This is a genomic window from Pseudomonas sp. P1_C12 (genome assembly GCF_056406435.1).
Window position 1 is genome coordinate 24,224 of sequence record NZ_JBFUAE010000011.1, and the last position, 23,755, is coordinate 47,978.

Annotated in this window: 20 protein-coding genes and 1 pseudogene; 10 read left to right on the forward strand and 11 right to left on the reverse strand. The window is 61.6% G+C overall.

Annotated elements, in window-relative coordinates; genetic code table 11:
• Positions 1 to 24 precede the first annotated feature (24 nt).
• Positions 25 to 1,761 carry an IlvD/Edd family dehydratase gene (locus AC1D19_RS19035; protein WP_477764123.1) on the reverse strand — a complete coding sequence of 579 codons (1,737 nt, stop codon included), beginning with the start codon at positions 1,759 to 1,761 and terminating at the stop codon, positions 25 to 27.
• Positions 1,762 to 1,955: 194 nt separating this feature from the next.
• Between AC1D19_RS19035 and AC1D19_RS19040 the strand changes: the two genes are divergently transcribed.
• The 9 genes and pseudogenes from AC1D19_RS19040 to AC1D19_RS19080 all read left to right on the forward strand — a co-directional run bounded on the left by AC1D19_RS19040 (position 1,956) and on the right by AC1D19_RS19080 (position 8,746).
• Positions 1,956 to 3,278, forward strand: coding sequence for an MFS transporter (locus AC1D19_RS19040; protein ID WP_477764124.1), 1,323 nt, complete (start codon positions 1,956 to 1,958; stop codon positions 3,276 to 3,278).
• Positions 3,279 to 3,425: 147 nt separating this feature from the next.
• Complete coding sequence (gene araD1 / locus AC1D19_RS19045; protein ID WP_477764125.1) at positions 3,426 to 4,418, forward strand: AraD1 family protein; 993 nt, start codon at positions 3,426 to 3,428, stop codon at positions 4,416 to 4,418.
• Positions 4,419 to 4,428: 10 nt separating this feature from the next.
• Positions 4,429 to 6,011: pseudogene (locus AC1D19_RS19050) on the forward strand (aldehyde dehydrogenase (NADP(+))); the annotation flags it as partial.
• 98 nt (positions 6,012 to 6,109) lie between these two features.
• Positions 6,110 to 6,409, forward strand: coding sequence for a DUF5629 family protein (locus tag AC1D19_RS19055; protein WP_477764126.1), 300 nt, complete (start codon positions 6,110 to 6,112; stop codon positions 6,407 to 6,409).
• Complete coding sequence (locus AC1D19_RS19060; RefSeq protein ID WP_477764274.1) at positions 6,402 to 7,571, forward strand: lactonase family protein; 1,170 nt, start codon at positions 6,402 to 6,404, stop codon at positions 7,569 to 7,571. The genes AC1D19_RS19055 and AC1D19_RS19060 overlap by 8 nt, the downstream gene beginning before the upstream one ends.
• A 156-nt stretch (positions 7,572 to 7,727) precedes the next feature.
• On the forward strand, positions 7,728 to 7,907 hold the full coding sequence (locus tag AC1D19_RS19065; RefSeq protein WP_007979950.1) for a hypothetical protein: 180 nt from the start codon (positions 7,728 to 7,730) through the stop codon (positions 7,905 to 7,907).
• Between the two features lie 218 nt (positions 7,908 to 8,125).
• Positions 8,126 to 8,251 (forward strand): hypothetical protein, encoded by a 126-nt coding sequence (locus tag AC1D19_RS19070; RefSeq protein ID WP_263287176.1) that lies wholly within the window; start codon positions 8,126 to 8,128, stop codon positions 8,249 to 8,251.
• A gap of 115 nt (positions 8,252 to 8,366) precedes the next feature.
• Positions 8,367 to 8,492 (forward strand): hypothetical protein, encoded by a 126-nt coding sequence (locus AC1D19_RS19075; RefSeq protein ID WP_477764283.1) that lies wholly within the window; start codon positions 8,367 to 8,369, stop codon positions 8,490 to 8,492.
• Complete coding sequence (locus AC1D19_RS19080; RefSeq protein ID WP_477754135.1) at positions 8,489 to 8,746, forward strand: hypothetical protein; 258 nt, start codon at positions 8,489 to 8,491, stop codon at positions 8,744 to 8,746. Before AC1D19_RS19075 ends, AC1D19_RS19080 begins: the two co-directional genes overlap by 4 nt.
• A 37-nt stretch (positions 8,747 to 8,783) precedes the next feature.
• On the opposite strand, the gene AC1D19_RS19085 is transcribed toward AC1D19_RS19080, so the two are convergent.
• From AC1D19_RS19085 to AC1D19_RS19095, 3 genes are read right to left on the reverse strand one after another with little or no spacing between them, the layout of a single operon-like run.
• Positions 8,784 to 9,380, reverse strand: coding sequence for a glutathione S-transferase (locus AC1D19_RS19085; protein ID WP_477764127.1), 597 nt, complete (start codon positions 9,378 to 9,380; stop codon positions 8,784 to 8,786).
• Positions 9,377 to 13,018 (reverse strand): AAA family ATPase, encoded by a 3,642-nt coding sequence (locus tag AC1D19_RS19090; RefSeq protein WP_477764128.1) that lies wholly within the window; start codon positions 13,016 to 13,018, stop codon positions 9,377 to 9,379. Before AC1D19_RS19090 ends, AC1D19_RS19085 begins: the two co-directional genes overlap by 4 nt.
• Positions 13,015 to 14,259 carry an exonuclease SbcCD subunit D C-terminal domain-containing protein gene (locus AC1D19_RS19095; RefSeq protein WP_477764129.1) on the reverse strand — a complete coding sequence of 415 codons (1,245 nt, stop codon included), beginning with the start codon at positions 14,257 to 14,259 and terminating at the stop codon, positions 13,015 to 13,017. Before AC1D19_RS19095 ends, AC1D19_RS19090 begins: the two co-directional genes overlap by 4 nt.
• 345 nt (positions 14,260 to 14,604) lie before the next feature.
• Here AC1D19_RS19095 and AC1D19_RS19100 point away from each other — a divergent pair, with 345 nt between their 5' ends.
• Positions 14,605 to 15,960 carry a lytic polysaccharide monooxygenase gene (locus AC1D19_RS19100; RefSeq protein WP_477764130.1) on the forward strand — a complete coding sequence of 452 codons (1,356 nt, stop codon included), beginning with the start codon at positions 14,605 to 14,607 and terminating at the stop codon, positions 15,958 to 15,960.
• A gap of 85 nt (positions 15,961 to 16,045) precedes the next feature.
• Here the strand turns inward: AC1D19_RS19100 and AC1D19_RS19105 are convergent, their stop codons facing one another.
• The 7 genes from AC1D19_RS19105 to AC1D19_RS19135 form a co-directional block, all read right to left on the reverse strand.
• Positions 16,046 to 17,695: a BatD family protein gene (locus tag AC1D19_RS19105; RefSeq protein WP_477764131.1), complete on the reverse strand. Its 1,650-nt coding sequence runs from the start codon at positions 17,693 to 17,695 to the stop codon at positions 16,046 to 16,048.
• A complete protein-coding gene (locus AC1D19_RS19110; protein ID WP_477764132.1) occupies positions 17,692 to 19,419 on the reverse strand; it encodes a VWA domain-containing protein in 1,728 nt (575 codons plus the stop codon). The genes AC1D19_RS19105 and AC1D19_RS19110 overlap by 4 nt, the downstream gene beginning before the upstream one ends.
• On the reverse strand, positions 19,416 to 20,498 hold the full coding sequence (locus AC1D19_RS19115; protein ID WP_477764133.1) for a vWA domain-containing protein: 1,083 nt from the start codon (positions 20,496 to 20,498) through the stop codon (positions 19,416 to 19,418). The genes AC1D19_RS19110 and AC1D19_RS19115 overlap by 4 nt, the downstream gene beginning before the upstream one ends.
• Complete coding sequence (locus AC1D19_RS19120; protein ID WP_477754553.1) at positions 20,491 to 20,985, reverse strand: DUF4381 domain-containing protein; 495 nt, start codon at positions 20,983 to 20,985, stop codon at positions 20,491 to 20,493. Before AC1D19_RS19120 ends, AC1D19_RS19115 begins: the two co-directional genes overlap by 8 nt.
• Positions 20,982 to 21,926 (reverse strand): DUF58 domain-containing protein, encoded by a 945-nt coding sequence (locus tag AC1D19_RS19125; RefSeq protein WP_477754552.1) that lies wholly within the window; start codon positions 21,924 to 21,926, stop codon positions 20,982 to 20,984. The genes AC1D19_RS19120 and AC1D19_RS19125 overlap by 4 nt, the downstream gene beginning before the upstream one ends.
• Positions 21,927 to 21,931: 5 nt before the next feature.
• A complete protein-coding gene (locus AC1D19_RS19130) occupies positions 21,932 to 22,891 on the reverse strand; it encodes an AAA family ATPase (protein WP_477764134.1) in 960 nt (319 codons plus the stop codon).
• Positions 22,892 to 23,159: 268 nt separating this feature from the next.
• The gene (locus AC1D19_RS19135; protein ID WP_477764135.1) at positions 23,160 to 23,513 is read right to left on the reverse strand and encodes a hypothetical protein; all 354 of its coding nucleotides are present in this window, start codon (positions 23,511 to 23,513) and stop codon (positions 23,160 to 23,162) included.
• Positions 23,514 to 23,755 lie beyond the last annotated feature (242 nt).

Consider the following 23,755-nt stretch of genomic DNA (forward strand, 5'->3'; position numbering starts at 1 on the left):
AGCTCCTACAGGGAGGTGGTGGGGTTAGTGCGAGTGACGCGGCACTTCAGCCCCGCGGCAGCCGACCAGGAAGTCGAAGTCACAACCCTGGTCCGCTTGCAGCACGTGGTCGATGTACAGCTGGCGATAACCCCCCACCAACAATGGCTGTGGCGGTTGCCGATCGGCCATGCGCGCGGCCAGTTCGGCGTCCGGAATATCCAGGTGCAGGCGGCCGCTGGCGCAGTCGAGTTCGATCCAGTCACCTTCCTTCACCGCCGCCAAAGGCCCGCCAGCGGCGGCTTCGGGAGCAACGTGCAGGACAACGGTGCCGTATGCCGTGCCGCTCATGCGCGCATCGGAAATGCGCACCATGTCGGTCACACCCTGGGCCAGCAGCTTGGCCGGCAGGCCCATGTTGCCCACTTCGGCCATGCCTGGATAACCCTTCGGCCCGCAGTTTTTCATCACCAGGATCGAGTTGGCATCCACGTCCAGTTCCGGATCGTTGATCCGTGCCTTGTACATGTCGAAGTTCTCGAACACCACCGCGCGACCGCGATGCTGCATCAGTTCGGGCGTGGCGGCGGACGGCTTGAGTACCGCGCCGAGTGGCGCCAGGTTGCCACGCAACACACAGATGCCGCCATCGGCGCGGATCGGGTTGTCGAGGGTGCGGATCACTTCGTCCTCGCCATAGATCGGCGCGTCTTTGGTGTTCTCTCCAATGGTTTTGCCGTTGACGGTCAAGGCATTCGGGTTCGGGATCAGGTTGGCTTCACCGAGGCGACGCAGCACCGCCGGCAAACCACCGGCGTAATAGAACTCTTCCATCAGGAAGCGCCCGGACGGTTGCAGGTCGACGATGGTCGGCATGCCGCGACCGATACGGGTCCAGTCATCCAGGTCCAGTTCCACGCCAATGCGCCCGGCAATAGCCTTCAGATGGATCACTGCGTTGGTTGAACCGCCGATGGCGGCATTGACGCGAATGGCGTTCTCGAAGGCCTCTTTGGTCAGGATCTTCGACAGCTTCAAGTCTTCGTGCACCATCTCCACGGCACGCATGCCGGACATGTGCGCCAACACATAACGGCGCGCATCCACGGCCGGAATCGCCGCATTGTGGGGCAGGGAAGTGCCGAGCGCTTCGGCCATGCAGGCCATGGTCGAGGCGGTGCCCATGGTGTTGCAGGTGCCGGCCGAGCGGGACATGCCGCCCTCGGCCGCGAGGAAATCGTCGATGCTGATGGTGCCAGCCTTGACCTGTTCGCTGAGCTGCCAGACCACGGTGCCGGAGCCGATGTCCTTGCCCTTGTGCTTGCCGTTGAGCATCGGCCCGCCGGTGACGACGATGGCCGGCACGTCGCAACTGGCGGCGCCCATCAGCAAGGCCGGGGTGGTTTTGTCGCAACCGGTCAGCAGCACCACGCCATCGATCGGGTTGCCGCGAATGGCTTCTTCGACATCCATGCTCGCCAGGTTGCGGGTGAGCATGGCGGTCGGGCGCAGGTTCGATTCGCCGTTGGAGAACACCGGGAACTCCACTGGAAAGCCGCCGGCCTCGATCACCCCACGTTTGACGTGCTCGGCAATCTGGCGGAAGTGCGCGTTGCACGGGGTCAGTTCCGACCAGGTGTTGCAGATGCCGATGATCGGCTTGCCATGGAACTGGTGGTCGGCGATGCCCTGATTCTTCATCCAGCTGCGGTACATGAAGCCGTTCTTGTCGGCGGTGCCAAACCATTGGGCGGAGCGCAGGGTGGGTTTCTTATCAGACATGATCGATTCTCTTATTGTATGACTATTTTGTTCTAGCTGAGGCGTAACATAGGCTCAAATTGCGTTGTTTGGAAGTGTTGTTGAGTAAATAGTAATACTATATAGTCGGATCAAACGGAGGGATGGCCCTGGCGACTATTTCGCGAGAGGCGTCCCCCGAGGTTCCATAACAACAACAATCGGAGACCGATCTCATGAGCCAGGAACTGCGGCTTATCCGTCGCATCACGCTGAAACTGATTCCCTTCCTGATCCTGCTGTACCTGATCGCCTATGTGGACCGCTCCGCGGTGGGCTTCGCCAAACTGCACATGGGCGCGGACATCGGCCTCGGCGATGCCGCCTACGGTCTTGGTGCCGGGCTGTTTTTCATCGGCTACTTCCTGCTGGAGATCCCCAGCAACCTGATGCTCGACCGCTTCGGCGCACGGCGCTGGTTCGCGCGGATCATGGTCACGTGGGGCGCCATCACCATCGGCATGGCCTTCGTCCAGGGGCCGAACAGCTTCTATGTGATGCGCTTTTTGCTCGGCGCCGCCGAAGCCGGGTTCTTCCCGGGCGTTCTGTACTACATCACCCAATGGTTCCCGGTGCGCCATCGCGGCAAGATCCTCGGGCTGTTCATCCTGTCGCAACCCATTGCGATGATGGTCACCGGCCCGGTGTCCGGTGGCTTGCTGGGCATGGACGGCGTGTTGGGGCTGCATGGCTGGCAGTGGCTGTTCATCGTCATCGGTTGCCCGGCGATCCTGCTGACCTGGCCGGTGCTGCGTTACCTGCCGGACGGCCCGCAACAAGTGAAGTGGATGGACCAGGCAGAAAAGGACTGGCTGAGCACCGAGCTGAAAAAGGACCTGGACGCGTACGGCCAGACCCGCCATGGCAACCCGCTGCACGCTCTCAAGGACAAACGCGTCCTGCTGCTGGCGCTGTTCTACCTGCCGGTGACCCTGAGCATCTATGGTCTGGGTTTGTGGCTACCGACCTTGATCAAGCAATTCGGTGGCAGCGACTTGGTGACCGGTTTCGTTTCCGCAGTGCCGTACATCTTCGGGATCGTTGGCCTTCTGATCATTCCACGCAGTTCCGACCGCTTGAACGACCGCTACGGCCACCTCGCCGTGCTTTACGTACTGGGTGCGATTGGCCTGTTCCTCAGCGCCTGGCTGTCGGTGCCGGTGCTGCAACTGGCGGCGTTGTGCCTGGTGGCATTCGCATTGTTCTCCTGCACGGCGGTGTTCTGGACCTTGCCGGGTCGCTTCTTCGCCGGCGCCAGTGCGGCGGCGGGGATCGCCTTGATCAACTCGGTGGGTAACCTCGGTGGTTACCTCGGTCCATTCGTGATCGGCGCGTTGAAGGAGTACACCGGCAATCTTGCGTCCGGCTTGTATTTCCTCTCCGGGGTGATGGTGTTTGGCCTGATTCTGACTGGCGTTGTCTATCGCCTGCTGGAACGCAAACACGTCCTGCCAGCCGATCAATTTGCAGCAAGTGCACGTGGGGCTTCCCGCACTTGACAGGATACGGACCTGTAGGAGCTGGCTTGCCAGCGAAAGCGGTGGGTCAGCCAGCATGAATGTTGGATGTTCAATCGCATTCGCTGGCAAGCCAGCTCCTACAGGAGTTCTGCGGTGTTCTGAAGTATTGTTTACAGGAGAAAATTCATGCGTTTGGTTCAGTTCGAATTGAGTAACGGCGAACGCCGTGTCGGCGTTGTCGAGGCGGGGCTGGTTCGTGAAGTGCAGGACATGCGCACCGTGCGCGATCTGGCATTGGCGGCGATCGAGGCAGGCGCCAATCTTGAGCAACAGGTGCAAAGTCTGGGGCTGGGCATCAGCCACGGCTATGCCGAACTGCTGACGCAACGGCGCATCCTGCCGCCCCTGGACCATCCGGACCCGGCGCACTTGCTGGTCAGTGGCACGGGCCTGACCCATCTGGGCAGTGCATCGGCCCGGGACAAGATGCACCAGCAAAGTGGCGACGAATCGGCGATGACCGACACCATGCGCATCTTCAAATGGGGCGTGGAGGGCGGCAAACCGGCAGAAGATCAAGCCGGTGTGCAGCCGGAATGGTTCTACAAAGGCGATGGCAGCATCGTCGTCAGGCCGGGCCAGCCGTTTCCCCTGCCGCCGTTTGCCGAAGATGCCGGTGAAGAGCCGGAGATCGCTGGCCTGTACGTCATCGGTCGCGACGGCAAGCCGTATCGCCTGGGTTTTGCTGTGGGCAACGAGTTCTCCGATCACGTCATGGAGCGCAAGAACTACCTGTATCTGGCCCACTCGAAACTGCGCAGCTGCAGCTATGGCCCGGAACTGCGGGTCGGCGAACTGCCGCAGCATCTGGCCGGTACCAGCCGCATCCTGCGCGACGGCGAAGTGCTGTGGCAGAACGAGTTTCTCAGTGGCGAGGCGAACATGTGCCACAGCCTCGCCAACCTCGAATTCCATCATTTCAAGTACAGCCAGTTTCTGCGCCCGGGGGATGTTCACATTCACTTCTTCGGCACCGCGACCCTGTCCTTTGCCGACGGCATTCGCACACAACCGGGCGACGTGTTCGAGATCACCCAGGCCGAATTCGGCGCGCCATTGATCAATGGCATCGCACCGGTCGCAGCGGCTTTCGAACCCGGCACCGTCGGCACACTTTGAGGACTTACCCATGACCCGGATTCTTGGTCACAACTACATCGGCGGCCAACGCAGCGCCGCTGGCAGCGTCAAGTTGCGGAGTTTCGATGCGACAACGGGCGAGGCCTTGCCCCAGGATTTTTCTCAGGCGACAGCGCAGGAAGTCGATGCGGCGGCCACCGCGGCGGCGGCTGCGTACCCGGTCTATCGCATGCTGAGCGCGGAGCGTCGGGCGCAGTTTCTCGAGGCCATTGCCGATGAACTGGATGCCCTCGGTGATGATTTTGTCGCGGTGGTCTGCCGCGAAACGGCGTTGCCCGCTGGCCGGATTCAAGGCGAGCGTGGACGCACCAGCGGCCAGATGCGCCTGTTTGCCAAAGTGCTGCGGCGTGGTGATTTCTACGGCGCACGGATCGACCGGGCATTGCCGGAGCGTCAACCGTTGCCGCGCCCGGATCTGCGTCAATACCGTATCGGCCTCGGGCCGGTGGCGGTGTTCGGTGCCAGCAACTTTCCGCTGGCGTTCTCTACCGCAGGCGGCGATACCGCATCGGCGCTGGCCGCCGGGTGCCCGGTGGTGTTCAAGGCCCACAGCGGTCACATGGCCACGGCTGAGCGGGTGGCTGACGCAATCATCCGCGCCGCCGAGAAAACCGGCATGCCGGCCGGCGTGTTCAACATGATCTACGGCGGGGGCGTCGGCGAGGCGCTGGTCAAGCATCCGGCAATTCAGGCTGTGGGCTTCACCGGTTCGCTCAAGGGCGGTCGGGCCTTGTGCGACATGGCCGCGGCCCGTGCGCAACCGATTCCGGTGTTCGCCGAGATGTCGAGCATCAACCCGGTGATCGTGTTGCCCCAGGCGTTGCAGGCGCGGGCCGGCACCGTCGCGCGCGACCTCACGGCGTCGGTGGTTCAGGGCTGCGGCCAGTTCTGCACCAATCCCGGTCTGGTGATCGGCATTCGCTCAGCGTCGTTCAGCACCTTTGTGCAGCAAGTGGCCGGGTTGATGGGTGACCAGCCGGCGCAAACCATGCTCAATGCCGGAACCTTGAGCAGCTACGGCCAGGGCTTGCAAAAACTGCTCGTGCATCCGGGGATCGAGCATCTGGCCGGCAACCCGCAGCAGGGCAATCAGGCGCAGCCGCAATTGTTCAGGGCCGATGTCAGCCTGCTGCTCGATGGCGATGAAGTGTTGCAAGAGGAAGTGTTCGGTCCGACCACGGTGGTGGTTGAAGTGGCGGATCATGCGCAACTGTTGGCCGCCTTGAATGGCCTGCACGGCCAGTTGACCGCCACCGTCATTGGCGAGCCGGAAGACTTCGAACAGTTTGCCGGACTGACGGCGTTGCTTGAGCAGAAGGTCGGACGCATCCTGCTCAATGGCTATCCGACGGGCGTGGAAGTCTGCGATTCGATGGTCCACGGCGGGCCTTACCCGGCAACGTCCGATGCGCGCGGTACATCGGTGGGCACACTGGCCATCGATCGTTTCCTGCGCCCGGTGTGCTTCCAGAACTATCCGGACAATTTGCTGCCGGAGGCGCTGAAGAACGGCAATCCGCTACGTATCCAGCGACTGGTGGATGGGCAATCGTCCCGCGAGGCGCTGTAGCCGCTGACCACAATCCCTGTAGGAGCGAGCAGGCTCGCTCCTACAGGGGATGTGGTGCATGAGCTATCATTGGCGTTTTCCCATTCAAAGATTGACTGCCATGACTTCAGCAACCGACACCCTGCTCAACGTCCTCGAACACTGCGATATGGTGGAAATCGACGGCTTGCACGCGTTCGAATTCTCCCTCGACGAGGACGATAACCTGCACATTGAATGCATGGACGGTCGAAAGGCGCTGCACTGGGAGTTCACCCCGGCGCAGATCCAGACGGCGAGCTTCGATCCGACACTGCAAAGCTGGCTGATCATCGGTGATTCCGGCGAGCACCGTCTGGTGTGCATGACTGCATCCCGCGGTGACAACGATGACAGCGAAGATGCGAATGGCGATGCTTAAACTCTGGCCACTATTGATGGCCGGCAGCATCGGTGCCATAGGCGTCCAGGTCGCATCCGCCGATGACTATCAACTGCTGGTGGGCTCCTACACCGCCGGTCAAAGCCAGGGCATCTACCGCCTGGCTTTCGACAGTAGTATCGGGCAGATCGATGCCACGCCCCTGCAAGTGATCAAGAGCGAAAACCCGTCGTGGCTGACCCTGTCGAAGGATCAGCGACACCTGTTCGTGGTCAACGAAAACGGCCCGGGCCAGACCGATCCGGTAGGGCGCGTCAGCAGTTTCGCGATCGATCCCAAGACCCATGCGCTGAGCCTGATCAGCCAGGTACAAAGCCTGGGCAACGAGCCCACCCATTCCAGCCTCAGCACCGATGGCAGCCATCTGTTTGTCAGCAATTACTCGGTGGCCGAGGACCCGGGCGGCACCCTCGCGGTATTGCCGGTGGCGGTCGATGGCAAGCTCAAACCGGTGGTGCAGATGAGCAGCCACCCGGCGAGCCGGGTCAATCCCGAGCGCCAGGCCTCGGCCCACGTGCATTCGACGATCCCGTCGCCGGATGGCCAATACGTGTTCGCAAACGACCTGGGCGCCGACAAGGTGTTTGCCTATCGCTTCGACCCCAAGGCCAACCCCGAACTACCATTGACTCCGGCGACCCCGGCATTCGTGCAACTGCCGCCCGGTAGCGGACCGCGTCATCTGCTGTTCAGCGCCGATGGCAAACACGCCTGGCTGACCATGGAAATGAGCGCCCAGGTGGCGGTGTTCGATTACCACGACGGCCAACTCAAGCAGACGCAGATGGTCGATCTGGCTGCCGGGCAACCGGTCTCGGACAAGGCTGCAGCGGCGTTGCATGCCTCGGCTGACGGCAAGTTCCTCTACGTCAGCAACCGTGGCACGGCCAATCAACTGTTGGTGTTTGCCATCGATCCGGCGACCGGCCACCTCAGTGAGCTGCAACGTCGGGCGGTGGAGGGCGATCATCCGCGGGAATTCAGCCTCGATCCGAGCGGCAGATTCCTGTTGATCGCCAACCAGAAGAGCAACCAGATTGTCGTCGTCGAACGCGATGCCAAGACTGGTCTGCTGGGCAAGACCGTGCAAAAACTGCCGATGGACGCCCCGAGCGATCTCAGGTTTCTGCTGCGTCAATAAGCCGCAGGCCCCGGTTGATGGGGCCTGCCTGCTTTTATCAATGGCGCTGATATCTGGTACTGCTACAAAGCATTTCAAGGCACGGACCCTCGAGGGTTAAGTTTGCTTCACGGCCCCACCGGGCAAGCAAGCCAACTGAATCCGAGGAATACCGCCATGAACTTCAACATCTTCTCTGTCATCGCCGCTTCCGCCATTTCTGCCACCGTTGCGCTGCCAGCCAGTGCCAACGTTGAAATCAGCGACAAAAAAGCCCACACCCAGAGCTACACCCAGAAGTACCTGCAACAGAGCGCCAACTTCTACGCCGCGCTGGATCACAAAACCCAAGCCTGAGCGTTTACCCCTGCCTTTATGCAGGAGCGAAGTCACTGATGATCGAAGACACTTGTGTTGAAAACCCGAGTGTCGGAAACGATCAGAGTGATGTCGCTCCTGCATAACGCATTTACGACAGTATCATTTTGCCATAAATGTCTCGCTTGATATCACATTGCCATACGTTTAAATTGACGCTGATTTTTTGACTCCTCCTCACGGCAAGGATCGGCAGCATGGTGACGCGTCTGGCATTGGTTCTTCTGTTTCTCTATTCCACCCCCATTTTGTCGGCAGCCGAGCCTGTTCCGGGTGAGCCGGATGCTGCGCGCGAGCGCTTGATCAGTTTTATTGAAGACTGAAATAGTCTGGCTTAATGATCAATGAAGTTGATGGTTACTATGGATAACCCTGAGTGGTTATCCAGGCTTTTTTGATCGATTCTGTGGGCATTGAAACATGCCTGCGGAGAACATCATGGCCAGCACAATTCTCACTTCTGCCAAACATGGCGCCTATGTGGCGATCGGTCTTTACCTGGCCATGGTGCTGGTTGTCAGCCTTTCAGCTCAGGCTGAACTCGCAGGGGTCGCCGGCGCATGAAAGGGCACAGACTTTGGGTCATTGCCTTCCTGGCGTTCATGACCAACGGATCCTCCCTGCTGGGGATCGGACAGGGCTCGGCAGGCTCGGTGGCACGGGCCATCGAAGCCAACCACAACATTGCCCGCAGCATCGAAAGCGCCAGTGCCCAGGGGATGTTGGCCGGCAATCCACCGATCAGGAATGAAGGCGTGGTTTTCGGGCCGTTCCAGGTCGATTGCTCGGCGATCGGGATGTGTGAGGTGTTGGCCTGAAGCCTGCTGTCGATGAGGGCTTTTGTGGCGAGGGGGCTTACTTGCGCATCACACCGGTAAACAAGTCCGACTCCAGAAACCGCTGCAACCAATCCTGCAAACGCCGATACGGTGTCTGCGCGAACCAGTCGCGGTCGACATGGGCGAACTGGCGCACGAAGGGCATCAAGGCCACATCGGCCAGGCTTGGATGGCTGGCCAGCAAGTAGTCGCGTCCCTCCAGCAACTCATCCAGCCTTTGCAGAAATACCTCGCCCTCGGCGCGATAAACCGCCATCGGCTGCTCGGGATAACGCTCGGCGTACTTGTAGCGATTCAAGTGCACCTTGAACACCTGATCGTTCTGTTCGATCAGCGGGGCGATTTGCGCCGCTGCCACAGGATCATCCTTGAGCAGCCAGTCTTGCGGATCGTTCTGGGCCAGGGCCCAGCGCATGATGTCGAGGCTTTCGTCGATCACCCGGCCATCGGCGCTCAGTACCGGCACCGTGCCTTTGCCCGACAGCGCGAGCATTTCGGCGGGCTTGGCCTTCAGGCTGACTTCGACGATGTCCACGGCGACGCCCGAGTAGCGCAGGGCCATGCGTGCGCGCATGGCGTACGGGCAGCGGCGGAAGGAATACAGGGTGTTCATTTCACCTCCAGGGTGCTCAGGCCGTTGCCTTGGCGTTGGACCTGAATCTGCACTGGAATCCGTTCATGCATTTCCTGTACGTGGGAAATCACCGCGACCTTGCGGCCCTGGGCCTGCAAGCCGTCGAGGGCGTCCATGGCCAGTTGCAGGGATTCCGGATCGAGGCTGCCAAAACCTTCGTCGATGAACAGCGATTCGATTTTCAGCGTGCTCGACGCCATCGACGCCAGACCAAGGGCCAGTGCCAGCGACACCAGGAACGTCTCGCCACCGGACAGCGAATGCACCGAACGCAGTTCGTCGCCCATTTCGGTGTCCATCACCAGCAAGCCGAGCATGCTGCCGCCGCGCTTGAGGCGATAGCGGCGCACCAGTTGGCGCAATTGCACGTTGGCGTGATGCACCAGCAGGTCGAGGTTGTAGGCCTGGGCTATCTTGCGGAAGGTGTCGCCGGTGGCGGAGCCGATCAACGCATTCAAGCGTGCCCAGCGTTGATACTCGCTGTAAGCGTCGGCAATCTGCTGCGCCAGGGCCTGATTGGCGTTCTGCCGGCGCTGGTCCTCGGCCTGCTCGGCACGCAGTTCGGCGCAGTGTTGCTCGCTGGTGGCGGACAGGTTTTGCAGGTCGACCAGTGCGGCGGTCAGTTGCTCGGCGTCGAGGTTGCCGTTGTGTTGCGCTTGATGATCGAGCAGGCGCTTGTCGCGTTCCTGCACCAGGACGCTGGCTTGCTCGATGGCTTTTTCACTGTGTTGCAAGTGCTGGCGCAGTTCGCTGACCTGAGTGTCGTCAACCCGCAGAAGGTCTTCGAGGCCATCGTCATCCAGCTCGGGATGGCGGGCACGCCAGTCGCCGATCTTGCTGGCGAGTTCATGCGCTTCGCCTTCCAGTGCGTGCAAGCGCTCTTGCTGGGCCTTGAGCTCGGCGGCGATTTGTACTGATTGCGTAACGACGCTTTGCAGCGTCTGCGCGGTACTGGTTTCGGCGCTGCGCGCCTGTTCCACGGCCTGTTCCAGTTGCTGCTGCCAATGCTCGGCGCTGCTGTGTTCGCCGAGTAATTGCCCGAGCGTGTGCTGACTCGCCTGTTGCTGCTCGGCCAGCCCGGTGAACTGCTGTTCGGCGGCCTGCAATTGCTGCACGCGGCTCTGCTGGCGATCCTGTTCCTTCTCCAGGTTTTGCTGGCGCTGTTGCTGCTCGGCCAGTTCTTCCTTTTGTTGTTCCAGTTGCGCCAGGCGCTCGGCGATCTGCCGGTCGAGCTGCATGAAGGTCGCGGCCGGTTCGACGCGCAGCGCTTGCAGGGTTTCAGCTGGCAGCAGATTGGCGAATGCGTTGAGCTCTTCGTCCAGGCGCTGACGGTCGTTGCCCAGCTCGCGTTGCTGGTTGCCCAGGTGCTGGGTCGCTTGCTGGTGCGCGGTTTCGGCATGGCGCAGTTGCTGGGTCAGGCGTGCGGCATCCTGTTGCAGGGTGAGTAGCGCGCTCTGCCGTTGCTCGTCCTGGCTGATGCTCTGGTTGAGCTGGCTGTTTTGCTGGGTGAGCCAGGCGTCGCGTTTGACGGCGTCCTGATTCAGCAGTTGGGCAGCCAGCGGATGCGCTTCCAGACTTGGGGCGAGGGCTTGCTGTTGGGTCGCCAGATGCTCCTGCTGTTGCAGCAGTTCCTTTTGCTGGGCGATCAACCCGCCGACTTCGGCACGCAGGTCGGTGAGTTTTTCCTTGAGCAGGTCAACGGCCTTCTGGGCGTTGGCCTGTTCGCTTTCATCAAAACGGCCGAGGCTCTGCAGCAGGGCTTCAGGCTGATGATAGGGATGCTCGTTGCTGCCGCACACCGGACATGGCTGGTCATCCTGCAACTGCGCGCGCAGCTCTTCGACACTGGCACTGCGCGCCAGACGCTGGCGCTCCAGCAGTTCGCGGGTGACGTTGAGGGTCTGTTCGGCAACGCTCAGATCAGCCTTGGCCTTGACCCCGTCCTGGGTCAGGCGTTCACGTTCCTGCTGCGCGGTGAGCTGGCGTTGTTGCAGCTCGGCACCGCGTTTGTCCAGGTCCTGCTGGCTGGCCCACAGGCGCGCAAGGTCTTCGACGGCGCGCAGTTGCTTGCGGTTGTCCTGCAACAGGCTGCCCAAGATGCCGATCTGCTCGGCGACGGCATCCGGTTCGGCGCCGGCCTCCTTGAACAGCACCTCCAGTTGCTGCTTCTGTGCGCTGAGCGTTTGTTCGGCGCTCGTGGCGTTTTGCTCGAGGCTGGCCAGTTCGGCCTGGCCCTGATTCAACCGGTTACCGATCAACATCAACTGTTGCAGGCGATCGCGGTAGGCATTCCAGGCATCGCTCAACGGTGCCAGATGAGTGCTTTGCTCCAGCTCGGTGGCAATGCGCTGCAAGTCCCCGGCGCCACGGGTTTGCTGATCGAGTAAGGTCTGAATCGTGCTCTGGCCCTGGCCGCAGGCCTGCTCGGCATTTTGCTTTGCCTCGGCACTGAGGGCGGTGTCCTTGGCGAGGCGGGCGAGGGTGCTTTGCGCTTCGAAGGCCTGGCGCAGTAACGGCGCGCTGGCGGTTTGCCGTTGTTGCGCTTCGTTCAACGCGATCCGGGCGTCGCTAAGCTGTTGCTCGAGCTGCGTCTGACGCTCGCCGAGTTCGCCATGTTGCTGCGCATGCAAGGCAATGTGCGCCGCCAACGGCGTCAGCAGTCCGTCGACCTCGGCTTTACGGGCGAACTGGTGCCGTTGCGGGCCCAACTGTTCGAGGCGGGTGAGCCTCAAGCGCTCGCTGGTCAGGGCTTCCCAGTGAGTCTGGGCCGATAGCAGTTGTTCGCTGGCGGCCAGATGCTCGTCCTGCAAGCGACGCAGGTCCTTGAGCCAGGTGTCCTGCAGTTCAAGCTGCTTGAGTTGAGCCTGTCGGGCCTTGAGTTGCTGCTGAGCTTCGTTGAAACGCTGATCCAGTTCCGCGCGGGCTTCGGGCGCCAGCGGCGTCACGCCGCTGGCCTGATCCTGCAGCAGTTTGTGGGCCTCGCGGGCTTCCTTGGTCTTGTCGAAGGCCCGACGGCCGAGGCGGGTGTAGAGCGCGGTGTCGGTGAGTTTTTCCAGCAATTCGCTGCGGTCGTTGTCGTCGGCCTTGAGGAAGGCGCTGAACTCGCTTTGCGCCAACATCACCGCGCGGGTGAACTGTTCGAAATTCAGGCCCAGCGCGGCTTCGAGCTGAGTCTTGTAATCGCCTTTCTGGCTGGCGAGCAATTGATCCTGATCGATGTCACGCAAGCTCTGGCGGCTGGCCTGTAGCTTGCCGCCTGCCTTGTCCCGAGCGCGATTGGCTTCCCAGCGGGCGCGGTAACGGCGGCCGTCGACACCGACGAAATCCACTTCCGCATAGCCTTCACCCGTGCCGCGACGCAGCAGGGTTCGCGGGTCACCGGTACCGATCTCGCCGTCGGCGTCCGGCACCTTGGCGTCACGGCCGGTGTTGTTCAGGCGCGGTACAGCGCCAAACAGCGCCAGGCACAAGGCATCGAGCAAGGTGCTTTTGCCAGCGCCGGTGGGGCCGGTGATGGCGAACAGTCCGGCACTGGCCAGGGGTTCGGCGGTGAAGTCGATTTCAAACGGCCCGGCCAGGGAGGCGAGGTTTTTCAGGCGGATCGCGAGGATTTTCATGGCTGTTCGCTCTCCATCTGCACGTCCTGCAACAGCTCGGCGAAGTCCTTGAGGGTCTGCTCGTCGACCTCGCTGCCGTAGTTGTCCTGCCAGGCGCGGTTGAACAGTTCCTGAGGCGTGAGCTGGTCCAGTTCGATCAGCGTGCTGCCTTCGTCGGCACCGTCACGGCCGCCGTTGCCGGCGTACTCGGCGGCGATGCGCACCAGGCGCACGGCCTTGCCTTGCAGGGCGGTTTCCACTTGATTGCGCAGGTCGGGCTGCGGCTCGTCGAGGCGCGCCCGCACCTCCAGCCATGGCTGGCGCTGGATGTCGGCCAACAGGTCGATGTTCGGCAGGTCCGCCAGTTGCAACAGGATCTCGCTCAATGGCGCCGGGCCGATGCGTTGCAGGTTGACCGCGCGGGGGATCAGTTTCGGCTCGACGCTGAGCAGGGTCTCGCCGTCGAGCTTGATGTCGAGAATCTGGTGCTGATAGCTGATCTCGGAAAACGACAGCGGAATCGGCGAGCCGCTGTAGCGGATGCGCTCCTCGCCGTTGACCTTCTGCGGCTTGTGCAAGTGGCCGAGGGCTACGTAGCTGATGCTCGGCCCGAACAGGCTGGCGGGCAGGGCTTCGGCGTTGCCGATGATCAGGCTGCGCTCGGAGTCTTCCGACACCGAGCCGCCCGCCATGTGCGCGTGGCTGATGGCGATCAGTGCCTGACCCGGCTGGCGCTTGGCGTTGGCCGCTTCGATCAGCCACTCGTGAACCTGACCGATCCCACGCAAATAGTTGTCGCCCAAATGCGCGCCGGTGACCTCCGCCGGGCGCAGGAATGGCAGCGCCAGGCACCAGCCGGCGATTTCACCGCTGGCATCGGGCAAGGGCAGCAACAGGCGTTCGGCATCCAGTTGCCCGTCATCCAGCCACAACACACGACCGAGGGCATGGGTGCGCAAGCGCCGCATCAAAGGCGCGGGCAGTTCGATCCGTGAGCCGGAATCGTGGTTGCCGGCGATCATCACGATGGTCAGCAACGGCTGCTGTTCGTGGGCGCTGACGATGAAGTCGTAGAGGCGCTCCTGGGCTTTGACCGGCGGATTGACCGTGTCGAAGATGTCGCCGGCGATCAACAGCACATCCGGTTGATCCAGTTTCAGCTGGCGCAGCAGCCATTCGAGAAAACAGCCGTGTTCGAAATCGCGATCCTGGCCGTGCAGGTTCTGCCCGAGGTGCCAGTCGGAGGTGTGAAACAAGCGCAAGGCGAACTCCGCTACAAAATAGGTAATGGCCGCGGGAAAAATGAAGGCGGCGAAAGGGGAGAGAGTTTACTGACAAAAGACTGTGGTTGCAGAACACCTTTGAAAGGCCACAACGCTTTCAGTCGGCAGGAAAACTTGCGACCGCCTGTCCCTACTGTCAGATCTGTCAGTAGGCGTACCAGCGAGCGGGGTATTTAATGGATTCGAGCATGGAGCCTTGCGGTGCAATCGACAGGATGTGCCTTTCAATAGAAGGGAGGCGAGGTAGGTCGTGCGGTGCCTGAAGTGGTTAGGGCGTTACATGTGATTCGAAGATTATCGAAGCTACCTTAATGGAGAAACACTATGTCACAGGATCGCCCGAACGCTATCAGTAGAAGTAACAGTCCGAAACATGGCCACGTTTTTTCCCCCTCTTCACGGGCTCATTTCGAATGGCTTGCGGGGCGACTGGACGAAGGGGCCTTGAATCAACGCGAGTCCGGAAAATTTTTTCCGCTCACCTCCGGCGGAGTGGTAGATGCTTTTGCAAAAGATGATGTAGCCAACGTCCCACCACCTCCGGATGGAAAAATTGCCAGTGCGGATCAACTGACCGGCGCATTACTGGATGAACCAGGAAGTCACTGGCAAAAACATGATGTGAGAGGTGGCGAAACGCTGGATATTTCCTGGCATTTCAGCGCGAAGCACGCTACTCGGCGCTGGAACTATTTCATGACGAAGGCAGATTGGGATCCTGACGAGGTCTTGTCGCGCAGCCAGTTTGAAGACGTACCGTTTTACACAGCGCAAATCAACCTGCAACCACATTGGGCCCATGGCGAGCAAATGTTGCCCACTTCACCCACCACGCATGCCGTCCCACTACCGAAACGGGATGGGTACCAGGTCTGTCTGGCGGTTTGGGAAGTTGCCAACACTTCGATGGCTTTTTACCAAGTGATTGATCTGAATTTTCTGCCACCGGATGGCGGGGGTGAACTTCCTGATACACCGACCGGACTGGCCGCAGTCAAGGTCACTGACAAGCAGGTACTGTTGCAATGGAATGCAGCAACCGGCCCGTTTCCGATCGCTTCCTACCGCATTTTGCGTAACGGAAGCTTTTTGGTTCATGTGGACACTCCGAATCTTGCTTTTGCAGATAACGGCGTGGCGCCTGAAACCCAGTACAACTATGCCATCAGCGCAGTCGATGATAACGGCAATGTCTCGGCGTCGAGCCGGCCAATTCAAGTGCACACCTTGCCAGAAGGTGGAGAGGGACCTACCGCACCGACGAACCTGCACAGCATGAGCCAGACTGCGCAAAGCGTCAGCCTGATGTGGGGTGCCTCCACCGGCAGTGCGCCAATAATGGATTACCTGATCGAACGGGACGGCATTCACATCAAATCCGTGAGCGCCGCTCAGACCTCTTTTGACGACTCTGACCTCTCACCCGACACCCAATACCGTTACGCGGTGAAAGCCCGCGACCTGAACAACAAGCTTTCGTTGTCCAGTAACGTCCTGAGCGTCAGAACCCTGGGTGGCGGGGGCGAGTATCCGGCGTGGAAGCTGGGTACTGTGTATGCAAAAAATGACGTGGTGCGCCACGGCGGACAGAACTGGTCCTGCATTCAGGCACATACGGCACACGTAGAGGAGTGGGCGCCTGGAGAGGGCGACAATGTGCTTTGGAAAGTACACACCTGATCTGTAGGCAGATTCAATGTAAATGGCTGGAGAGCCTTAAAAGATCGCAGCCTGCGGCAGCTCCCCGCAGGCTGCGATCTTTTTTTTACTTCGGATAAAGGGGCGGCAACCCACTGTCACCAACCGGGTCCTGCACCCGTTCGGCCATCGGGATTGCCTTGATCGCCCGCCACAACTCGTCACCTTGCCAGTACTGGCCGGTTTCGCTGTACAGCGCGCCGTTCAGGCCGTCGAGGGCGTTGGACAGCGGCACGAAGCGGGCGGCCATGTCGGCCAGGGTTTCCGGCTGTTGCCGGGCCCAGGCGTCGAGGGCCTGGCGGGTGGCGTGGGAGTCGTTGGCCTGGCAGGCGCGCTTGAGGTCGTCGAGTACGGTGCGCGGGCTCGGGCCGGTTTGAGCGGCGCGCGCCACCGCCGGTTGCCAGCGGCCACGCCACCAGAGGCCGAAGCCGAGCAGGGTGGTGCAGGCCAGAATCAAGGTGCTGAGCTTCCAGCGCCAGAGCGTTTCGCTGTCGGCGCTGGCATCGACCGGTGAGGCGCTGGCCGGGGTGTCGACCACCAGGCTCGGATTGGCCGCCACGTGCAAGGTGCGCGCGGGCAGGCTGCTGTGTTCCAGATGGTCTTCGAAGGTGTTCCACCAGACCACATCGACAGTGGGCAGCTCGATGGCGCCGGTCCTTGTCGGCACCAGGGCCTCGCGGTCTTCACGGCTGCCGACCAGGCCGCGTTCGCTGTTCTGGTTGCCGAGCACCGGTTGATCCGGATAGCGGCGCAAGCCGCCGACATCGGTGCCGGGCAGCGGTGGCAGTTGGGTGCTGGACAAGCCTTCGGCCTCCACCGTCAGGCTGCGGGTCAGTGAATCGCCGACCTGGGTGTGATCCGGCTCCGGGTTCCAGCTCTCGCTCAGGCTCAGGCTGCGTGCGGGCAGCCAGGGTGCGTCGGCCGGATAGGTGATGGGTTTGGCCTTGACCGTCAACAGCAATTCGCTCGAGGTGACGGGCATCAGCTTGCCGGATTTCGGCCCTTGGGTGGCGTCCTGTGTCGGTTGCGCATCGACCAGCGCGGCGTTGAAGACCTGCGCCGGAATAATCAGTTCGCCGCTGTGTTGCGGGTAGATCGCATAGCGCATTTCGATCACGCCGTGGCGCTGACCATCGATGTCTTTTTCGTAGGTGCGTGAGTCGCCCAATTGTTCGATACGTGCGTCAGGTATCTGCAAGGGTGGCAGGCTGCTGTCGTCGTACAGCGACACCGAATGGTAGATACGCAGGGTCAGGACCGCCTGGGCCTGTACGTACACACTGGTTTGATCGAGGCTGGCATCGATGAACACCGGGGCCCGTTTGTTCGGGTTGTCCGGTGTCTCGCTCTCGACCACTTGCAGGGCGATCGGCTGGCTCTGCAGTTCGCCCAGTTGCAGTGCCGGAATCACCACGCTGCCGTTTTGCCGGGGCAGGAGGGTGACGATCCACCGCGTGGCAGCCTGGTTTTCGCCGCTTAGGGTGTTCAACTGGTTGACCTGGCGTGTGCCGCGCACTTCGAACAACGGCTCCAGCGGTGTCAGGTCGGGTTTGCCGAACTGAGTGACATCGGTGGATTCCAGGGTCAGCTCGACCGTCTCGCCTGAGCTGAGGCGACTGCGGTCCACACTGGCGACCAGCTCTGCTGCCTGCGCCTGGGCGGTGCAGAACAACAGGCCATGCAACAGCGCGAGCAATAAAACGGTGAAGCGGGTCATCGAGTTTCTTCCTGATCCTGATGTTGTTGCTGTTCGTACCAGAATTTGCGCCTGAGCAGTTCACCAGGGTCATCCGGAATCTGCCGCAGCCACTGCTCCAGTGCCTGGCGCTGTTCACCTTCGATGCCGTCGGTGGCCGGGCGCAAGGGTGGTGTGGTGTGTTGTTCGTCACCCAGTTCGCTGCCTGGTACTTCGTTGGTCCCCGGTTTCGGCGGTGTGGTGGGCGGTTGTTGCTCACCCGGGCTGGGCGGTTGCCCATCTTCGCTGCTCGAGGGTTGGGCAGCAGCACCGGGCGGTGGTTCCTGCGATTCGGCTTCGGGCCGGGCGTTGCTGGCTGCGTCTGGCTCAGGAGCGGGTGGAGTGTTTTTCTCCTTGAGCAGACGTTCCACCAGCGCCTTGTTGGTCAGTGCCGGACGCAAATCAGGTTGACGTTCCAGTGCCTGTTCATAAGCGTCCAGGGCGGCCTCCAGCTCACCACTTTTGGCCAGGGCGTTGCCCCGATTGTAGTGGGCATGGGCATCGTTGCCTTCAGCGAACCGCTCGGCGGCGCCGGCGTAGTCTCCGGCTTCATAGAGCGCCACGCCTTGCCACTGATGGTCTTCGAAGCGCCGGGCGGCCTCCGCCGGACGCTTGTGCTTGATCAATTGCACGCCTTGTTGATCAGGACGCAGCCACAGGTCAGCGAAGTCGAAGGCATAGCTGGGTTGCGGTAGCGCGAATAGCAGCGGCAGACACAGCAACCAACCACGACGTCCTGCGCAGGCCGCGAGCAGCAACAGTGGCAGCAGCAGCCAGTAACCCTGGTCGGCCCAGGTATCGAGGCGCAAGGTCTGACCGTCGTTGCGCAAATTGCGTGGACCGTCGAGCAGGCCAAGGGCGTGCAGGTCGCTATCGTCCAGGCGCGCCTGGCGATAGCGCCCATCCAGGTCGTTGGCAAAACCTTTCAGGCCGGGCTCGTCGAGGCGCGGCACGAGAATGGCGCCTTGTTCATCCTTGAGGAAGCTGCCGTCCTCCTGGGTGATCGGCGAGCCTTCGGCGGTGCCGATGCCGAGCATCAGGAACTGAGTCGATTTGCCGTTCAGCGCGCGACGGATGCCCAGCCGCTCTGGTTCGGTCAGGGACGAACCAATCAGCAGGATCCGGCCGTCGCCCAAAGCCGCCTGTTCGAGCAGCGCCAGGGCCTTGAGCACCGCAAGATCGGCGCGATGACCGGGTTCAGGCATCAACGACGGTTTCAGTGCATCCAACAGGTTGCGGCTGGTGGAAAGATCATCCGACAGCGGTACCAGCGTGTGGGCACTGCCGGCGTAGACGACGATGGCGGTTTGCGCGTCGCTGCGGATCTGCAGCAGGTCAAGCAGCTTGCGTCGTGCCTGTTCCAGCCGATTGGGCGTGACGTCGGTGGCGAGCATTTCCGGGGTCAGTTCAAGAACCACCACCAACGGGTCCGCGGGTTTCTGGCTGGTTTGCTCGACGCGTTCCCAACCCGGGCCCAACAGCGCGAGCACGGTCAACAGCCACGCCACGCCGAGCGCGACCCAGGGCAGTTTACTGTCGCGACCACTGCCACCGCTGAGCAGTGTCGAGTGAAAGGCCGGCGGCAGGATCATCTGCCAGCGCCCGGCGCGCTTCTTGCGGTGCCAGAGTTGCCAGAGCAACCAGCCAAGCACCGGCAGCAACAGTAACCACCAGGGCCGGAACCAGTAGGGCCACAGCGCACTCATCGGCGCCTCCGCAGACGCAGGCGTTTAAGACGCTGGCGCCAGTCGGACAGCAATTGCGTTTGCAAATACAGATCCTTGGTAAACAGGCGTTGCAACGGGTTGTCCGGCCAGAGTACGGGAACCACCAGCAGTATGCTCAAGCACAGCGCCAAGGCGAGCGGCCAGTGATACAACGCTTGAGTCGGGCGGGCCTGGGTAGGTTGTTGGGCCACGGGCACCAGTTGGTCAAGGGTGTCCTTGATCGATTGCAGTTCCTTGCCATCGTGGGCGCGGAAATACTGGCCGCCGGTGGCTTCGGCAATGGCTTTCAGGGACGGCTCGTCGAGGTCCAGGCTCGGATTGACACCGAGGAACCCCACGGAGCCACTTTGTTCCGGATCGGCACCGATGCCGATCGGGTAGATTTTCACACCTTCTTGGGCCGCCAGTCGGGCGGCGGTGAGCGGATCGATTTCACCGCCATTGTTGGCGCCGTCGGTGACCAGTATCAGCACGCGGCTTGTTGCCGGACGCAAACGCAGGCGTTTGAGGGCCAGACCGATAGCATCGCCGATGGCGGTGTTTTTGCCGGCAATGCCGATGCGCGCGTCGTCGAGCCAGGCGCGTACGGTGTGGCGGTCGAAGGTCAGCGGTGCCTGCAGGTAGGCCCGGCTGCCAAACAGGATCAGGCCGACGCGGTCACCTTCGCGACTTTCGAGGAAGTCGCCGAGCAGGTGCTGGACCAACGACAGTCGACTCACATCTTCGTCCTGCCACTGCATGTCAGGGAAATCCATGGAGCCGGAAACGTCCACCGCGACCAGCAGATCGCGACCGCTGGCGGCGATCGGCAAGGGTTCGCCGAGCCACTGCGGGCGCGCCGCCGCGACCAGCAGTAACAGCCACAGCAAAATGAACGGCGTCTGTTGGCGCCATGCCGGCAGGTTGGCCCGGGCGCGACGCCCGGCGAGGCCTTCGAGATCGCTCAGGAAGCTGACCTTGAGTGCCGGTTCGCCACTGTCGGCCACCGGCAATACGATGCGCATCAGCCACGGCAGCGGCAGAAGGGCAAAAATCCACGGCCAGGCAAATTCAAACATGCTTGCGAATCCATGTGTCGACGGCCTGGGTCAGGCCGGCGATCGCCTTGTCGTCGAGCTTGCATTCGGGTTTGTAGGCGCCTTCCACAAGCACCATCCAGCGAGTCAGCCCGGCCGCCGGGCAGCGGTTGTCGAGGAACGCCAGCCATTTGCGGCCGTTGAGGGTGTGGCTCTGGCTGTAGGGGTAATGGTTGCGGCACAGGCGTTTGAGCAAACCGTTGAGTTGCTGCAGCCAGGCACCGGCCGGTGCTCCGTCATACGGCTTGGGCATCAGCGCCAGTTCGGCCAGTGCAGCCAGGCGAACCGGGTCCAGCGGCTGTTCGGCGCGCACCACGGGGCGTTTACGAGGAATGAAATGCCGTAGCTTCCACAGCCCGAAACCGGCTAGCGGCAGCACTAACAGCAGTAACCACCAGCCCGGCGCAGGCGGCCAAAAGTCGATCGGCGGGGGAGAAATCAGCGGTTGCAGTTGTTCCAGTCCGCTCATCGACCTTTCCCCGGCTTTTGTGGGTTCAGGTACTCGCGCAGTTGTTCGACCATTTCGCTCTGGGTACTCAGGGGCATCAGCAAGACGCGCAGTTTCTGCGCGAGCAGCTCCCAGCGAGCGATGCGCGCTTCGGCCTGGGCCCGGTAAGTCTGGCGCAGGTCGAAATTCAGCGTATCGAGTTCCAGTTGTGCTCCGCGCTCGGCGAAACGCAAAAGTCCCGCGGCGGGCAGGGCATGATCCAGCGGGTCGGACACCGGCAGCAGCAACAGGTCGCAATGACGCGATAACAGGCTCAGCTGTTGCTCGGCGCTTTCCGATAGCGCGCGTTCATCGCAAATCACAATGACAAGGCTGCCCGGGCGGGACACTTCCCGGGCGCGGCGCAGGGCGATACCAAAGGCATCACGGTCCGGCTCGCTTTCGCTGTTCAGCGACTGATTGACCCGCACCAGCCGGTTGAGCAGTTGCAGCAGACTTTGCTTGCTGCGCCGAGGCTTGATTTCGTAGTGCTGATTGTCGCCATAGACCAGCCCGCCGACCCGGTCGTTATGCCCCAGGGCTGCCCAACCGATGAGGCTCGCGGCTTGTGCGGCGAGCACTGACTTGAACATCAGGCCCGAGCCAAAAAACAGACGACGGCTTTGCTCGACCATGATGAAAATCGGCCGCTCACGTTCTTCGTGGAACAGCTTGGTGTGAGGCTCCTGGGTGCGTGCGGTCACGCGCCAGTCAATGGTGCGCACATCGTCGCCGGCCTGATAGACCCGCACTTGATCGAAGTCGACGCCACGGCCGCGCAATTTGGAATGGTGCAGGCCGATCAGCGGGCTGCGTTGGCTCGGCGTGGAAAACAGCTGCACTTCGCGCACGCGATGGCGCATCTCGATCAGGTCGGCGAGGCTGACACGGATGCCCGGCTCGGGCGGCAGGCTGGCGTTCATCGGGGTCAAGCGACGGCTACGACGTCGAGAATCCGCTGGACCACCCGGTCCTGGTCGATGCCAGCGGCTTCAGCTTCAAAGGAAAGGATGATGCGATGGCGCAGCACGTCGAACAGCACGGCCTGGATATCTTCCGGGCTGACGAAGTCGCGCCCGGCCAGCCAGGCGTGGGCGCGGGAGCAGCGGTCCAGGGCAATCGAACCGCGCGGGCTGGCGCCGTAGGCGATCCACTCGGCCATTTCCGGATCGAACTTGGCCGGGGTGCGGGTGGCGATGACCAACTGCACCAGGTATTCCTCCACGGCGTCGGCCATGTACAAGCCGAGGATTTCCTTGCGCGCGGCGAAGATCGTCTGCTGGGTAACCCGCCGCTCAGGCTTGGCTTCGCCGTTCAGGGCTTCGCCACGGGCCTGTTGCAGGATCTTGCGTTCAACCGTCGCGTCCGGGAAACCGATCTTCACGTGCATCAGGAAGCGGTCGAGCTGGGCTTCGGGCAGCGGGTAGGTGCCTTCCTGCTCGATAGGGTTCTGCGTGGCCATCACCAGGAACAGTGGCGACAGCTCATAGGTGCTGCGCCCGACACTGACTTGCCGCTCGCCCATGGCTTCGAGCAGCGCCGACTGGACCTTGGCCGGGGCACGGTTGATTTCGTCCGCCAATACCAGGTTGTGGAAGATCGGGCCTTGCTGGAACACGAAGCTGCCGGTTTCCGGGCGGTAGATTTCCGTACCGGTAATGTCGGCTGGCAACAGGTCAGGGGTGAACTGGATGCGGTGGAACTGAGCTTCGATGCCTTCGGCGAGTTCTTTGATGGCCTTGGTCTTGGCCAGGCCAGGGGCGCCCTCGACCAGCATGTGGCCGTCAGCGAGCAGGGCGATGAGCAAGCGCTCGATGAGTTTTTCCTGGCCGAGAATCTGCGTTGAAAGAAAGGTTCGCAGCGCGAGCAGCGCTTCACGATGTTCCATCGATGACTGTTCCTGCAAAAGGGTGGCCGAGGACGTTCGAAATACGCCAGGGCTGGGGGCGTTACTTTAATCCATCGCGGGGGGCGGCGACTAACGGCATTTTGCGCAAAGTGCGGGAAATGATTGGGGTAATTGCTGGATTTTTGTAGCAGGGGAGTGATTGGGTGGCTGTGCCGGCCCCATCGCGAGCAGCTCACTCCTACATTGACGGTGTACGACGATCAATTGCAGGAGTGAGCCTGCTCGCGATGAGGGCAGATCAAACACCTCAAATCTGGCTGATATAGGTTCCAGTCCCCTTCAGTATGTTCTGCAAGGTTTCTTCCACTTCGGCCAGGTCCGTCATATCAGCATCAAAGGTGATCTCAAGCACATCATCCCCATTAAGCGCATCTGCGTCCGCCGCCGCAATTTCTATCTTCAGCAGGGAAGGGCTGAGCGTGACTTTCACGCCATCAAGGGTCGAAGGCTCACCGTCCAGAGTGATTTCCAGCTCGTCTTCGTCCGGGTAGCGGCTCATCAGGAACATTTCGCCCTGGTCGCTGTGGCAGCAGAGCATGGCCATGTTGTCTTCTTCGTCGTCGCAAGGGTTGACGATCAAGAGGGCGGTATTCATTTTCATGGGAAATTCCTGGCCCGGCGGGCGTGGTAAACGCAACAAAGGGCGATTCTGCCAGCCCGCGCACATTTCTGCTCGTCCACGTGTGAATGGCCGGGTTGCGAACGGCCAGAGTGTTGCTGGTCATTTCTGGTACGCATGTCCCGTAAAACCGGACAAATAACCGTCATTTTTCTGTGCGAATGCTAGTGTTGTTCGATGCGCGTGCCTTGAGCTGCGTACCGATGACCGAATATGTCGCAGCA

Coding starts and splice junctions, on each gene's coding strand:
- AC1D19_RS19100 (WP_477764130.1), top strand. CDS start 14,605: ATGTCACAGGATCGCCCGAACGCTATCAGTAGAAGTAACAGTCCGAAA.
- AC1D19_RS19085 (WP_477764127.1), bottom strand. CDS start 9,380: ATGAACACCCTGTATTCCTTCCGCCGCTGCCCGTACGCCATGCGCGCA.
- AC1D19_RS19080 (WP_477754135.1), top strand. CDS start 8,489: ATGAAAGGGCACAGACTTTGGGTCATTGCCTTCCTGGCGTTCATGACC.
- AC1D19_RS19065 (WP_007979950.1), top strand. CDS start 7,728: ATGAACTTCAACATCTTCTCTGTCATCGCCGCTTCCGCCATTTCTGCC.
- AC1D19_RS19090 (WP_477764128.1), bottom strand. CDS start 13,018: ATGAAAATCCTCGCGATCCGCCTGAAAAACCTCGCCTCCCTGGCCGGG.
- AC1D19_RS19070 (WP_263287176.1), top strand. CDS start 8,126: ATGGTGACGCGTCTGGCATTGGTTCTTCTGTTTCTCTATTCCACCCCC.
- AC1D19_RS19055 (WP_477764126.1), top strand. CDS start 6,110: ATGACTTCAGCAACCGACACCCTGCTCAACGTCCTCGAACACTGCGAT.
- araD1 (WP_477764125.1), top strand. CDS start 3,426: ATGCGTTTGGTTCAGTTCGAATTGAGTAACGGCGAACGCCGTGTCGGC.
- AC1D19_RS19130 (WP_477764134.1), bottom strand. CDS start 22,891: ATGGAACATCGTGAAGCGCTGCTCGCGCTGCGAACCTTTCTTTCAACG.
- AC1D19_RS19110 (WP_477764132.1), bottom strand. CDS start 19,419: ATGAGTGCGCTGTGGCCCTACTGGTTCCGGCCCTGGTGGTTACTGTTG.
- AC1D19_RS19075 (WP_477764283.1), top strand. CDS start 8,367: ATGGCCAGCACAATTCTCACTTCTGCCAAACATGGCGCCTATGTGGCG.
- AC1D19_RS19125 (WP_477754552.1), bottom strand. CDS start 21,926: ATGAACGCCAGCCTGCCGCCCGAGCCGGGCATCCGTGTCAGCCTCGCC.
- AC1D19_RS19120 (WP_477754553.1), bottom strand. CDS start 20,985: ATGAGCGGACTGGAACAACTGCAACCGCTGATTTCTCCCCCGCCGATC.
- AC1D19_RS19115 (WP_477764133.1), bottom strand. CDS start 20,498: ATGTTTGAATTTGCCTGGCCGTGGATTTTTGCCCTTCTGCCGCTGCCG.
- AC1D19_RS19105 (WP_477764131.1), bottom strand. CDS start 17,695: ATGACCCGCTTCACCGTTTTATTGCTCGCGCTGTTGCATGGCCTGTTG.
- AC1D19_RS19035 (WP_477764123.1), bottom strand. CDS start 1,761: ATGTCTGATAAGAAACCCACCCTGCGCTCCGCCCAATGGTTTGGCACC.
- AC1D19_RS19060 (WP_477764274.1), top strand. CDS start 6,402: ATGCTTAAACTCTGGCCACTATTGATGGCCGGCAGCATCGGTGCCATA.
- AC1D19_RS19135 (WP_477764135.1), bottom strand. CDS start 23,513: ATGAAAATGAATACCGCCCTCTTGATCGTCAACCCTTGCGACGACGAA.
- AC1D19_RS19040 (WP_477764124.1), top strand. CDS start 1,956: ATGAGCCAGGAACTGCGGCTTATCCGTCGCATCACGCTGAAACTGATT.